At 64.2% G+C, this 13557-nt stretch carries 8 protein-coding genes and 1 pseudogene; 6 read left to right on the forward strand and 3 right to left on the reverse strand.

What is annotated here, in order from left to right; translation table 11 throughout:
* Nucleotides 1-716: 716 nt before the first annotated feature.
* The 3 genes from KBY88_RS14285 to KBY88_RS14295 all read left to right on the forward strand — a co-directional run bounded on the left by KBY88_RS14285 (nucleotide 717) and on the right by KBY88_RS14295 (nucleotide 3855).
* Nucleotides 717-1631, forward strand: a complete 915-nt coding sequence (locus tag KBY88_RS14285) for a porphobilinogen synthase (RefSeq protein ID WP_254940615.1) — start codon at nucleotides 717-719, stop codon at nucleotides 1629-1631.
* A gap of 125 nt (nucleotides 1632-1756) precedes the next feature.
* Nucleotides 1757-2953, forward strand: coding sequence for an FAD-dependent oxidoreductase (locus KBY88_RS14290; RefSeq protein WP_254940616.1), 1197 nt, complete (start codon nucleotides 1757-1759; stop codon nucleotides 2951-2953).
* Nucleotides 2954-3006: 53 nt separating this feature from the next.
* Complete coding sequence (locus KBY88_RS14295) at nucleotides 3007-3855, forward strand: maleate cis-trans isomerase family protein (protein WP_254940617.1); 849 nt, start codon at nucleotides 3007-3009, stop codon at nucleotides 3853-3855.
* On the opposite strand, the gene KBY88_RS14300 is transcribed toward KBY88_RS14295, so the two are convergent.
* Nucleotides 3830-5224, reverse strand: coding sequence for an MmgE/PrpD family protein (locus KBY88_RS14300; RefSeq protein WP_254940618.1), 1395 nt, complete (start codon nucleotides 5222-5224; stop codon nucleotides 3830-3832). The two genes, KBY88_RS14295 and KBY88_RS14300, sit on opposite strands and share 26 nt — an antisense overlap.
* A 409-nt stretch (nucleotides 5225-5633) precedes the next feature.
* On the opposite strand from KBY88_RS14300, the gene KBY88_RS14305 reads away from it, so the two are divergent.
* A complete protein-coding gene (locus tag KBY88_RS14305; RefSeq protein WP_254940619.1) occupies nucleotides 5634-6773 on the forward strand; it encodes an IS5 family transposase in 1140 nt (379 codons plus the stop codon).
* A 197-nt stretch (nucleotides 6774-6970) separates the two neighbouring features.
* Here the strand turns inward: KBY88_RS14305 and KBY88_RS14310 are convergent.
* Nucleotides 6971-7090: pseudogene (locus KBY88_RS14310) on the reverse strand (IS1595 family transposase); the annotation flags it as partial.
* A 40-nt stretch (nucleotides 7091-7130) separates the two neighbouring features.
* Nucleotides 7131-8420 (reverse strand): MFS transporter, encoded by a 1290-nt coding sequence (locus KBY88_RS14315; protein ID WP_254940620.1) that lies wholly within the window; start codon nucleotides 8418-8420, stop codon nucleotides 7131-7133.
* A 30-nt stretch (nucleotides 8421-8450) separates the two neighbouring features.
* On the opposite strand from KBY88_RS14315, the gene KBY88_RS14320 reads away from it, so the two are divergent.
* Entirely contained in the window at nucleotides 8451-10715 is a 2265-nt protein-coding gene (locus KBY88_RS14320) for an FdhF/YdeP family oxidoreductase (protein WP_254940621.1), read from the forward strand.
* A complete protein-coding gene (locus tag KBY88_RS14325) occupies nucleotides 10705-13458 on the forward strand; it encodes an MGH1-like glycoside hydrolase domain-containing protein (RefSeq protein WP_254940622.1) in 2754 nt (917 codons plus the stop codon). The genes KBY88_RS14320 and KBY88_RS14325 overlap by 11 nt, the downstream gene beginning before the upstream one ends.
* The last annotated feature ends 99 nt before the right edge of the window (nucleotides 13459-13557 follow it).

Here is a 13557-nt window from a genome sequence, read left to right on the forward strand (position 1 = left end):
CCGCTTCGGGATGGCCGAGGATGATCCACATCTGCGGCCCCTCGCACCAGTGCACCGGGCTTTCGGAGCCCAGGGCGCCATAAATCGGATAAGGGTCGGGATGACCCGGCAGGCAGGGATCAAGCTGGAAGGCCTCGCGGTCCGTGGCGGTCAGCGTCATGGCGGGCGGCTGGAGAACAAAGGCCTCAGCGACCCATCATGCCCGGCCCGATCGGCTTGGCAGCAGATCAAACCGATCACGGTTCACATCAGCGAGGATCGCCCACATCCTGGCCTCAGCGGGCCAGAGACCTGGCCAAGTGGTCCCACGGGGACTGAACCAAGGCACACAATGGCCACACTCCGCAGACATGGATCAGACCAGATCGTGGGGAACGCCGAGAAGCAAGCCACAGACTTCAGGATCCCAGGGTTGGCCTGGGGTGATGGCAGCGGAGGCGCTTGAGAAACACTAAGATTTGGATATAATAAACTTGGCCTACTCATTGAGGCGCTGGGGTGATGCGCCCCTCAATTGGTCCAGGCCGAGTGAACACCTGAGCCACTGTACTGGATCAATCCATGTAGCTGCAAACCTCCAAAATGCAAGGAGCCGCGATATTTTCTCTATTGTGCAAGCCACTCGAAAGCCTGCATTGCGAACGAACCGAATCCAGGCTGTAGATTGGCCGGCAGTTTCGAGGCTTTGAGCGCCTCATCCCTCAGCGTTGAACCCCATGGCATCCCTCTCGGCTCAACCAAGTGGTTTTGACTATATCGAATGTTTATTTGTCAGCGACTTCCAGCCTGCGCCCAAGCCAGCCGCGATCGATGGCTGCTGGATTCATAGTGTGGCATCAGCCCTGGACCATCTTGAACATCGCATTGACCAAGGATTGCGCTACATATTGCTGATTGCCGTCAATGCAAGGCCCACGCTGGAATTAGCCCAGCAGGATGCATTCTGCGTTCATCAAGTCCTGATGAAGGCGCGCCTACGCTGGGGGGATGCAATCACGCTGATTGCAGATGCTGGATTGTCTCCCTATCAGCAGTCGGGCCATAGCGTCATCAATACGGATGGCCAGATTGACCACGAGGCCTCCTATAAAGCTGTCGTGCAGTTGTCCTTGAGGTTTGCTCAGGCTGGAGCGGATGCTGTCGCCCCCTGCCTATCGCTGCCGCAGCAGACAAGCAGGATACGTGATTCCTTTGATGCCGCCTCGCTCGACTGTGAGGTGTTTCCATACAGCACCAAGTTTTCCTCATCGCTTTACGGTCCTTACCGCCAGGCCATCGGCTCCAAACTTGGCTCGTTGCGAAAGAGCTACCAGTTTGACTTCAATGACAGCCCTGCAGCCATCGATCAGATGGAAGAAGATCTGCGCCAAGGGGCTGTGGCAACAATCGTTAAGCCAGCTTTACCCTACCTGGATGTGCTGGCGGAAACGATTAAACGCTCCAGCAAGCCTGTAGCCGTCTATCACGTCAGCGGCGAGTTCATGATGGCCCGGCTGGCTGCCAAGGCTGGTCTGTTGAACGAAGACGACTATTATGACGAAATCAATGCCGCCTTCCGCCGCTGTGGGGCCCGCTGGATCATCGGCTATGCGGCTGACCACTTTCTACGCCAACAGCACAGCAACACTTGAAGACAGGATCCAATCATTCAAGATCTGCGTCAAGCCCGTTTTCTGACATCGATCTGCCTCTCGGTGAGCGCTCGAGCCTGGCCAAGGCTTCTCATTCAGGTCGGCCTCTGGCCGCAGACGTGTTGGTGGTGGGGGCGGGGCCTGTTGGTCTGCTCACGGCTTATCGCCTGCGATGCCTGGGGCTCTCCTGCTTGGTGCTGGAGAAACGCCTTGAACATTCGAGAGCGTCCAGGGCCTCCACGTTTCAGCCAGCCTGCCTGGATCGACTCTCCAGCCTCGGCCTGCTGCCAGCGCTCCTCCACCATGGCCACCGGGTTGAGATGCTGCGCCACCTTGAGCTTCCGTCCGGCCAGCGCCGGGACCATAGCTTCGCCGGCCTGAAGAGTCACACCCAGCATCCCTTTCGATTGCATCTGGAGCAGCACTGGCTCTGTCAGTTACTGCTGGAGCGCCTGAATCAGCTGCAGCCTGCAGGCCAGCCAGCTGTGTTGTGGGGGCAGGAATTGATGGCCCTGGGCAACAATCCAGCCCCGAATCGACGTGAGCCCATCGAGGTCTGGGTGATGGGAAAGGCTCCGCAGCCCCAGAAGCTGACGGCCCGATGGCTGGTGGCTGCCGATGGAGCTCACAGCACGGTGCGCCAGCTTCTGCAACTGCCGTTCGAGGGACACGATCTGCCGGCTCCGGTGCTGAGGTTGATGCTGGCCCGGCTGCCCGAAGCTGTGGAGGAACAACTGGCGGGACTCACTTACATTCGCCATCCCCTGGGGACACTCAGCGCCCTGCGCATGCGGGCGGACTGGCGTCTGATCCTGCGTCCGACGGCTGCAGAGGTCGAGCCGGCCCTCGCGGATGAGCAGTGGGCCAGGCAGCGCCTGATTCAGATCTTCTCCAGTTATTGCGAGTCCAGCGCCTGGCAATCCCTGCCCATGGCTCGCGATCACTACCGTATTGGTCAGCGCTGTGTGTCAGTGCGCCAAAAGGGTCGCTGCCTGTTGATCGGTGATGCAGCCCACATCACCAACACCCGAGGCGGCCTGAACATGAACTTTGGCCTGCTGGAAGGCCTTGATCTGGCTGAAACATTGGCCCGTTCAAGCCATGGGGATGGCACCGATCAGCCATTGGCCGTCGAGGCCTGGGCCGTGCTCTGGCAAGAGCGAACTCACTCGGTGTTGATGGCCCGCACCTCCCAGCTCCTCAATGGTTCTAACCCTTTGGCCGGGGGCCACGGGGAACTGCGTCCAGATTACGCCTCTAAGCTGTTGCGCCAGGCCTGCCTTCTCGATCTGATTGCCGCCAGGGAGCGTGATGCGACATGACGGCTGGTCAGCCCCCGAGGATCGCGCAAGTACCACGCACAAGACCAGCACGAATGACACAGAACAGCCCAGAGACCGGATCTGAAAACCGTTTCAATACCACAACCTCTGCATCGCCATGTCCGGACGCGGTTGGACTGATTGTCCCCCCATCCAATCCAACCCTGGAGGAGGAGATAGAAAGCCTGATTGATACTGTTCCTCGCCTTCACATTTCCAGGCTCCCTTACTGCGCTAATGGGGATCTGGCGGCTCGGAATGAGATTTATCTTGATCGCTACCTGGATACAGCACTCAGTTTTGGCACTCTGCCGCTCAAGGGCATCATCATTGGCTGCACGGGGGCCAACTACCGTCTTGGCCCCGAGGAAGATCGGCGGCGTTGCGAGGTGATCTCTGCGGCTCTCGGACGCCCCCTGGTGACGGCCAGTCTGGCCACTCTACAGATGATCCAGGCACTGGGATTCACCAGGCTTCAGCTGGAGCTTCCATATCCTGGCTGGTTGATCAAGTCGGCTGTTGACTATTGGCAGGCGGCAGGTCTTGAGGTGGTGGCTCACCACAGTCTGCTTGAGTGCATTGGAGCGAAGAGCGCCTATGACATTAGCTTTCAAGAATTGGATGATTACCTCAAGAGGCTGCAAGTTTCTCCAGATACTTTGGTTCTCCTCTCCGGCACCGGGATGCATACACTCAGCGCGATGGCCGATCTGATTGAGAGCTTTTCAGCCCCGATCATGTCTTCCAATCTCTGCATCGCCCAGTGGCTGTTGGGCTGCAGCCAGGGGTCACGTGGAACCACCCTTCAACGTCAGTTGCTCGCCAAGCTCCAGCACTTCAGGCCATCCCCTGAGCAGGCTGCTGCGGACAACGTGTTCAATCCCTTCGGCACCCAGCTCTGAGCGGCCACAGCGGGCTGGAGCCCGCGGCCTCCAACCAGTGTTCGATCAGGGCACCGCTGTCACCACCGCCGAGCACCGGTTCCATCAGGTCTCGTGCCTTGGCCAGGCGAGCTTCTTCTGTGATCGGTTGACTCGGATCACCTGGAAGACCATCCACCCGGGTGCTCTGCGAGTGCCCTCGCGCATCAGCCAATGTCACCTCGGCCCATCTCCCAGACTCTCCGGCTGCAGCCACCAGATGGATGCGCCGCATCAACGCCTGCAGACCTGCATCGCCAAGGGCCTCGGGGGTGAACTGCTCCCGGTGCAACTCCCCCCAGCGCAGACTGGCCGCGACAGCAAAGGCAAGACTGAACTGGGCCTGAATTCGATTGGCTGGGGCCCGTTGGCCGCAGTAATGAATCGCTTCTGGGTAGGTGCGCACCTGGATGGGGCCCGCCCCCTCCAAGGACTCCGGTGATGAGTCCAGATCACGCACGGGGCCATGGCGCTGACGCCAGAGCCGCGCCGCTTCGGCGGCGTAGTGCAGGTGACGCGCTCCAGGCAGCAGCTTCACGTAGCCACCGCTGATCGCCAAGCTGCTGCGCGGTGCCAGATCGAGTGGCATGGCCTTCAGCGCCAGCAGCACCGGATCGTGATCGAGGGCCTCTGAGCCACGCCAACCGGCAGCCGCCGCCACGGCCAGATCCAGCCCGCGGCTGGCCGCGAGGCCGGGGTAGAGCAGCCGGCAGCTGGCCCCCTCCTGCACCGGTGCGAAGAGACTGCGGCTCATCTGACAGAGAGCCGCGCTCACCGCCCTCCGTTCGCCGCTGGAGCCGATCTCCAGCATCACGGCGGCCGCCAGGCTCGCCACGGCCGTGCCCCAGGTACCGTCCACATGCTCCCCCGGTGGAACCCGGTAGCACTCCCCCAACCGGGCCCCCAGTTCATAGGCCAACAGGAGGGCCTCCAGCGCCTTGTCCAGCCTGCTGTCCAGGCTTCGCCCAAGGCTCAGGCACAGCGGAACTGCGTGCAGTGCCGGTCGGCCATGGGCTGGTGCAAAGCCCTCCACCAGTTCATCCCAGCAGCAGGAGGCCGCCAGCACCAGTGCGGACGCGGCCGGTGAGAGCGCTGTATGAAATCCAGGTAGTCGGTGCTCTCCAGGCGACAGGCGGCCGTACTGCTCCTGCAGCGCCACCAGCTCGGGTTCCGAAAGGTTGGCGATGGCTGTAGCCGCCGTATCCAGCCAGACCAGCCGCAACTGACGCTGCAGCGAGGGATCAGGCTCAGCCAGGCGTAGGCGCAGATCCGCCAGGAAGGTGGCGAGCTGATCCAAAAATGATGTCCCTCTGCTGATCACCATGGCGGTCTCAGTGTTGCTCTCGGCCAAGCTTGTCCACCCATCTGTCCCTACCGAGAGTTGGGTGAACTGGCTTCACACCGGAACGCCAATGGATGAAATGGTTCGTTTCGCATCCTGTCGCACAAAGCCTCACTGAGCCCGTGGCGATATACCCGTTGCTCCAAGGCATTCCCCCCTGCGCTGTCGCTGATGCACATCAAGGCCCTGGCGTCGATTCGGCGCTCATGGTTTCTGGGGTTGGCTTCCGTTCTGGCCCTTGTGGTTGTCCTTCTCGCCACCTGGAGTGCCCCAGTCTTGGCACAGACCTCGGCATGGCGCTCCTTGTCTGGAGTGGTCTGGTGGGGTGCGGGCCTGCCTGCCTTCAGCTATCCGTTTCGGGGGAGTTCGTTGAAAAAACCCGCCAGCTCTGTGAAAATGAGCCAACTGCCTGGCTGAGATGCGAGGAGAACAGGAGCGCAGCGGCTCCCTGTTCTCCTACGTGTCGATCGAGGAGCGAATCCCGGCCAGCCATCCCCTCAGGCGGATCCGGAAGCTGGCGGATCCGGCCCTTGATCGACTCAATTCCTCCTTCTGCGAGCTGTATGCCCCAGAAGGTCGGCCATCGGTGCCGCCCGAGCAGCTCTTGCTGGCCTCTTTGCTGCAAGCGTTCTACGGGATCCGCTCGGAGCGGTTGCTCCTGGAGCAGCTGCACGACAACCGGCTGTTCCGTTGGTTTGTGGACCTGAGCCCCGACGATCCGATCTGGCACCCCACCACGTTGACCAAGAACAGGCAGCGGCTCTTGAACGAGCGCGTGATGGGCAAATTCCTGGAGAAGCTGATCGGTGCTCCGGAGGTCAAAACACTGCTCAGCAACGAGCATTTTTCGGTGGACGGCACCCTGTTGCAGGCCTGGGCTTCCCATGCCTCGCTGAAGCGGATTGATGGCGAGGAGGACCCACCGCCACCACCGACTGGCCCTGGTGAGGGTTTCGGTGCCCCCAAGCCCGGCAAAAAACGGGCGGAAGGAGATTTCCGCGGCATCAAGATCAGCAATGACACCCACCGCTCCAGCACCGATCCCAACGCCTTGTTGGCGCTCAAGTCCATCGCCCATTCAGCGCAGCTGAGCTACAGGGGTCATGTACTCATGGACAACCGCCATGACCTGATCGTTGACGACAGGGTCACACCTGCCAACGGCACTGGTGAGCGTGATGCCGCCCAATCAATGGCTGCAGACCTGGCCGGTGCCCACCAGAAGACCATCGGCGCCGACAAGAACTACGACACCAAGGGATTCGTCGCTGAGATGCGGTGGATAGGTGTCACAGCACATGTGGCGCAAAACACGGCACGATCAGGTGGCTCAGCGATCGATCGCCGCACCACTCGCCACCAGGGCTACGCCCAATCGATCAACGCCCGCCGGGGGATCGAGAAGGTGTTTGGCTGGATCAAAGCATTCGGGGGACTGCGCCAGTTCAACGTTCGCGGCACCGAAAGCGTCAGCGCCGTGTCTGGCCTGCACCGGATCGCCTACAACCTGATCCGCCTGGGGAACCTGCTCTTGGCGCAGCCTTCTCCGAAGGAGTAGCCGGCGCCGGAGGCGGCATGAACACCATGTTGACCAGAGGTGTGGCCACCCGGCGGCGGCCGGAGAGCCCAAACAGGGCAAAACGAGCGAAATCAGGTGCTCCGAGCCGCTGAAACGCCGGAATCCAGTCCGATCGGCGACCCAGGAGCGCGATGGAAGGGAAAAGGCGACTGTTTAGACGGTTTTTCGCAAACTCTTAAGTCGCGATCGACATTCTTGTCGAATCGCGAGGCGTGAATCGTGCCGCTGAAGCTGATGTTTAGGTTCCTGAGTACCGTATTGATCCAGCGGAATTCAGGCAGCTCGCTGGGATCGCGGCAACGAAAACCCAGACCACCTCAACTGGGAGGGGCTCGGTCATCGACGCGGGTCAAGGCGGCCGTAGGCGCGCACCAGCAGCGCCAGGATCGCGCCAAGGGCCAACAGGGCCAGGGCCAGGGGCACCTGGGAGCTGACGGATATACCCACAGCCATGGCCACCAGCAGGCCCGTTCCCTCCTGCTGCAGGAAGCCCGTCAGCGCCGTGGCCTGTCCAGCCTGGGCGGGGAACGCCTGCATCGGCATGGCCAGGCCGATCGGAACCAGGAGGCCGGCGCCCAGGGTGACCACGAGCATCGGCAGCAGCAGGGAAGCGGCACCGAAGCGGCCCGCCAACCCCAGCACCAGCATCAACCCAGCACCGGCCAACACCGCGCCGAGCCCGCCACGCAGCAACCGCTCCTGGCCCAGGCCCATCACCCAGCGGCTCACGATGGCGGCGCCGAGCAGATAAGGCACGCTCAGGCTGAGGGAGACGGCACCGAACTGAGACGGGCTGAAGCCAAATCCCTTCTCGAAATCAAACGGACTGACCGCGCCGTAGACCACCATTAGCCCGGTGCCGAAGGTGGCAATCAAGGTGGGCACCAGGAAGCGGTAATCACGGGCCAGGCGGCCATAGCCCAAGGCGATCTCGCCCAGCCCCAAAGCCGCTCGCCGCTCCGCCGGGGCCAGGCGGCGGACTTCATTGAGCCCGCGGGAGAGCAGCGCGGCCGTGGCCGCCCCCAACAGCGCCAGCAGCAGGAAATCAGCGCGCCATGGAGCCACCCGGGCGATCAGTCCGCCCAGAAAGGGCGCCAGGCCAAGTGCCACGGCATAGCTCATGGCAACGAAAGACATGGCCCTGGTCAGCTGCCGGTCGCTGAAGACATCGCGCAGGCAGGCCCGTGACACCGAGGTGCCGCAGCCCGCGCCGATGCCCTGGATCAGGCGCATGATCAGGAATGGAGCAAAGCCCGAGACCACCAGCAGCAGCAGGCTGGCCAGGCTGAAAAGGGCCAGGCCTGTGAGAGCCGTGGGCCGGCGGCCCCAGCGATCGGAGAGAGGGCCCCAGACCAACTGCGAGAAGCCGTAGCCCAGCGCGTAGGCGGTGATCGACCCCTGGCTGGCGGCGGCGCTCACCTGAAAGTCGCGCGCCAGGAGCGGAAGGGAGGGCAAATCGATGAACAGGCCCGACTGGCCCAGGAACGTGCCGGCGCAGCCGTAGAGGATCTGAGTCCGGTGCGCTGTGACTGGGGGGATGCCGGATCCTGTGGATGGGCCTTGATCGTATCGGCGGCAACAAGCCGAAACCCGCGCCTGGGCCCTGCGGGCGGTGGGGCGCGCCATCCTGAACCAGTGGCCGTCGCAGCGAGCATCGTGAAGGCAGAACAGCCCGGATCCAGCGGCACCCCCAGCTCCGGGGGCGGCTGGCCCGTGATCGACGGCTGGGCCAAGGCCACCCTGTCCCCCCGCGGCCCGCTGCTGTGGCAGACGCTGCTGCACAAGAGCGCCTGCCTCTCCTGCGCCTGGGGCACGGGAGGTCAGAACGGCGGCTTCGTCGATGAGCTGGGTGAACCGCTGCAGCGCTGCCTCAAGAGCGTCGAGGCGATCGCGGCGGAACTGCAGCCGGCGGTGAGCGAGGGCGTATTCGCCCAGCGCAGCCTGGCGGAGCTGCAGACCCTCAGCTCCCTGGAGGCCGACCGGCTGGGGCGCCTCAGCCATCCCCTGATTCTGCGGGAGGGCCGCAGCCACTACGAACGCCTCGGCTGGGACGAGGTCTTCGAGCTGGCCGAGGCCGCCTTCCGCGTGCCGCCGGAGCGGCTGGCTTCCTACAGCTCCGGCCGCTCCTCCAATGAGGCCGCCTACCTGCTGCAGCTGCTGGTGCGGGCGCTGGGCTCGGGCAACCTGGCCGACTGCTCCGACCTCTGCCATGCCCCCTCCACCGTGGGGCTGGACGAGGTGTTCGGCTCGGGCACCTCGATGGTGAGTTTGGAGAGCCTGCAGCAGGCCGACTGCGTGGTGCTGGTGGGCTCCAATGCGCCGGCCAACCATCCGCGGCTGATGAACGAGCTGATCCGCCTGCGGGAGCGCGGCGGCTCCGTGATCGTGATCAATCCGGTGCTGGAGGTGGGCCTGCTCAAGTTCGGCTCTCCGGCCTTCCCGATCCAATCGATGTTGCGGGGCTCAGAGATTGCTTCGCTGTTCCTGCAGCCGATTCCCGGCAGTGATACGGCGGTGTTCCTGGGGATCCAGAAGGCCCTGCTGGAGGCCCACCAGGTGCGCCACGCTTTCCTCGCCGCCCACACCGAAGGCTCCGAGGCGGTGCTGGAGCAGCTGCGTTCCTCCCCCTGGGAGGCGATCACCGCCTGCTGCGGCCTCAGCCGCCAGGAGCTCGAGCACACCGCCGCCGTGATCGCCCGGGCCAAGGGCGTGGTGTTCGCCTGGGCGATGGGCATCACCCACCACGCCAACGGCACCGCCAACGTGCACGCCATCGCCAACACTGCCCTGCTGAGCGGCAACGTCGGCCGGAGCGGAGCGGGCACGATGCCGATCCGCGGCCACTCCAACGTCCAGGGCTTCGGCTCGATGGGGGTGAGCGTGAAGCTGCACGCCGAGATGCAGCGGGCGCTTGAGCAGCTGCTGGGCCGGCCCCTCAGCCGTGTGCCCGGCTACGACACCCGCGCCCTGATCGAGGCGGCCGAAGCCGGCAACGTCGACACGCTGCTCTGCCTGGGCGGCAACCTCTGGGGCGCCAACCCCGATTCGGCCCAGGCGAAACGGGCCCTGGGGCGGATCGACACCCTGATCTATCTCGCCACCAAACCCAACCAGGGTCATTTCCATGGGCTGGGGGCGAAGCGCACCCTGGTGCTGCCGGTGTTCAACCGCTTCGAGACGCCGCACCGCACCACCACCGAAGCGGGCAACAACTTCGTGCGCCTCAACGAGCCCGGCCGCACCCACCTCAAGCGCGCCGATCTGATCAGCGAGGTGGGCTTCCTCTCCACCCTGGCGGCCCGCTTGCTGGGCAGCGATCCTTTGGACTGGTCCCAGCACCAGGATCCGCTCTACGTGCGCCAGCTGATCGCCCGCACCGTGCCGGGGTATGGCCCGATCGCCAGCATCGATGCCACCAAGCAGGAATTCAGTGTGCAGGGGAGGCTGTTCAGCGAGCCGACGTTCCCCACGCCATCCGGGAAAGCGCGGATGGAGCCCACACCCCTGCCGGAGCTGGTGTTGCCCGAGCTGGCCCACTTCGGCGGCCTGGCGCCGGGAGATGCGGGGCTGGTGCTGGCGTTGATCACGGCGCGCAGCTACTCCCAGCACAACACGGTTGTCTACAAGGAGGGCGACGCCTACCGGGGCATGCCCCACCGGAACACGATCCTGATGAACCGCGCCGATCTGAAGCGCTCGGGCCTGCGCGCCCACCAGCGCGTGACGGTACAGGGGGAGGCCGGCGCCCTGGAGAACGTGGAGATCATCCCCGGCGAGATCCGCAAGGGGGCGGCGCTGATGTTCTATCCGGAGGTGAACGCGATCATCCGGGCCCCCAGCGATCCCCGCAGCGGTACCCCGGCGTTCAAGCGGGTGCCGGTGCTGGTGCGGGGCCCCGTGGCGGCAAACCGTGTCGGCTGAACGGCAGCGGCTCGTCGCTGACGACCTCCGTGAGGAGCGCTGGCGCCGCTGGGGGCCCTACCTCAGCGACCGCCAGTGGGGAACGGTCCGCGAGGACTACAGCGGCGATGGCGAGGCCTGGAACCATTTCCCCTTCGATCAGGCCCGCTCCCGGGCCTACCGCTGGGGGGAGGACGGCCTGCTGGGCCTCTGCGATAACCACCAGCGCCTCTGTTTCTCCTTCGCCCTCTGGAATGGCCTGGACCCCTTCCTCAAGGAACGGCTCTTCGGTCTGAGTGGCTCCCAGGGCAACCACGGGGAGGACGTCAAGGAGATCTACTTTCACCGCGACAACACCCCCAGCCACAGCTTCATGAAGGGGCTGTACCGCTACCCCCATGGCCGCTTCCCCTACGAGGAACTGATCGAGGAGAACGGCCGCCGGGGCCGCGACGCGCCTGAATATGAACTGCTCGACACCGGCATCTTCGCGGGCGATCGCTTCTGCGACGTGCAGGTGGAGTACGTCAAGCAAGCCCCTGACGACATCCTGATCCGCCTCAGCGTCACCAACCGCGGGCCCGATCCCCACACCCTTCACCTGCTGCCCACGCTCTGGTTTCGCAACACCTGGAGCTGGGGAGGCGATGAACCGCGCCCTTCGATCAGTCCCGACGGGCGATCCGCATCAGGCTCGATCCCGGCCGTTGCCCCGGACGCCGTGCCCTGGCTCAGCCTGGTGGCGAGCCACCCTGCCATGGGCGAATTCTGGCTGCATGCCGAAGCGTTGGACGCGGCCCCCGATGGTTCCAGGGGCGCGCAGCCCGAGCTGCTGGCCACCGATAACGAGACCAATGCCCAAAAGCTCTTCGGCGCGGAGAACCCCAGCCCCTTCGTGAAGGACGGCATCAACAACTGCGTGGTGGAGGGCGAGCGGGGGGCTGTGCATCCCGAAGGCATCGGCACCAAGGCCGCCCTGCACTACGTCCTGCCTCTGGCGGCGGGGGAAACCCGGGTACTGCGCTTGCGGCTGGTGGATCGCCGGCTCCCGGACGATCCCCTTGGGGGCGGCTTCGAGGCCATCTTCCTGGCGCGCCAGCAGGAGGCCGACGCCTTCTACGCCGAGCTGATTCCGGCCTCCCTGCCGGCCCCCCTGCGCGACCTGCAGCGCCAGGCCCTGGCCGGGCTGCTCTGGAGCAAGCAGACCTACCTCTATGTGATCCGCGACTGGCTCGAGGGGGATCCGCCCACGCCGCCGCCACCGGGGCACCGGCTCGGCCGCAACCATCAGTGGCAGCACTTCCACGCCGACGACGTTCTGTCGATGCCCGACAAATGGGAGTACCCCTGGTTCGCCGCCTGGGATCTGGCCTTCCACTGCGTGCCCCTCGCCCTGGTGGATCCCGGCTTCGCCAAGCAGCAACTCGATCTGTTGACGCGGGAGTGGTACATGCATCCCAACGGACAGCTGCCCGCCTACGAATGGGCCTTCGACGATGTCAATCCGCCTGTCCACGCCTGGGCCACGTGGCAGGTGTACAGCATGGAGAAGCGGGCTAACGGCACAGGTGATCGACCTTTTCTTGAGCGGGTGTTCCAGAAGCTGCTGCTCAATTTCACCTGGTGGGTGAACCGCAAGGATGCAGAGGGCAACAACATCTTCCAGGGAGGCTTCCTCGGGCTCGACAACATCGGTGTGTTCGATCGCAGCGCGCCTCTGCCCACCGGGGGCTTCATCGAGCAGGCCGATGGCACCAGCTGGATGGGCATGTTCTGTCTCAACATGCTCACCATTTCTCTCGAGCTGGCGCTGGAAAATCCCGTCTACGAGGACATGGCGACGAAGTTCTTCGAGCATTTCCTCTACATCGCTGCGGCGATGAATCCCATCGGCAGTGGTGGCAACCGGCTCTGGGACGATGGGGACGGCTTCTTCTACGACGTGCTGCATCTGCCGGATGGCAGCCGCCTGCCCCTGAAGATTCGCTCGATGGTGGGGCTGATTCCCCTCTTCGCCACAGCGATCCTGGAGCCCGATGTGCTTGAGCGACTACCGAAGTTCAAGGAGCGGCTGGAGTGGTTCATTTGTCACCGGCCTGATCTCAAGGTCAACGTGGCTTGCATGGAGACCCGGGGGCAGAAGGCCCGCCGCCTGCTCGCCCTCACCTACCTCAGCCCTAACCGCTTCGTGGCGCAGGATCGCTTCCGCCGCATCCTGAATCGCCTCCTCGATCCCGCCGAATTCCTCGGCGACCACGGCATCCGCTCCCTCTCCCGCCACCACGCCGAGCACCCCTATGTGTTCTCGTTCGAAGGCCACGAGCACCGGGTCGGTTACGAGCCGGCGGAATCCTGTTCCGGCCTGTTCGGGGGCAACTCCAATTGGCGCGGCCCGGTGTGGTTTCCAGTCAACTACCTGCTGATCAAGGCCCTGCACCAGTTCCACCGCTACGCCGGTGACGACTTCCTGGTGGAATGCCCCACCGGTTCGGGCTGCTGGATGAGCCTCCAGCAGGCCGCCGACCTGATCACCGACCGGTTGATCGCCCTTTTTCTCCCCTATGGCCACGGACCTGCGCCGGCCTACGGCGCCTCCGCCGCCTTCCTCAGCGATGCCGGCGGACAGCCCTTGCATCTGTTCCATGAGTATTTCCATGGTGACAACGGCACCGGCCTGGGCGCGAGCCACCAGACGGGCTGGACCGGCCTGGTGGCCCTGTTGATCCAGGAGCGGGCCGCCCGGGCTGCTGAGCGTTCCAGCTAGGCCAGCGAGGCCAGCCCAGCCCGGCCCGCTGTTGCCGCTGGCCATGGGACTCTCCTTCATCAATCAGGCCTTGGAGGCTGTCGCTACCAGGGCGGGGCT

It is taken from the genome of Cyanobium sp. Morenito 9A2, assembly GCF_024345575.1.
In the GTDB taxonomy this organism is placed as follows: domain Bacteria; phylum Cyanobacteriota; class Cyanobacteriia; order PCC-6307; family Cyanobiaceae; genus ATX-6F1.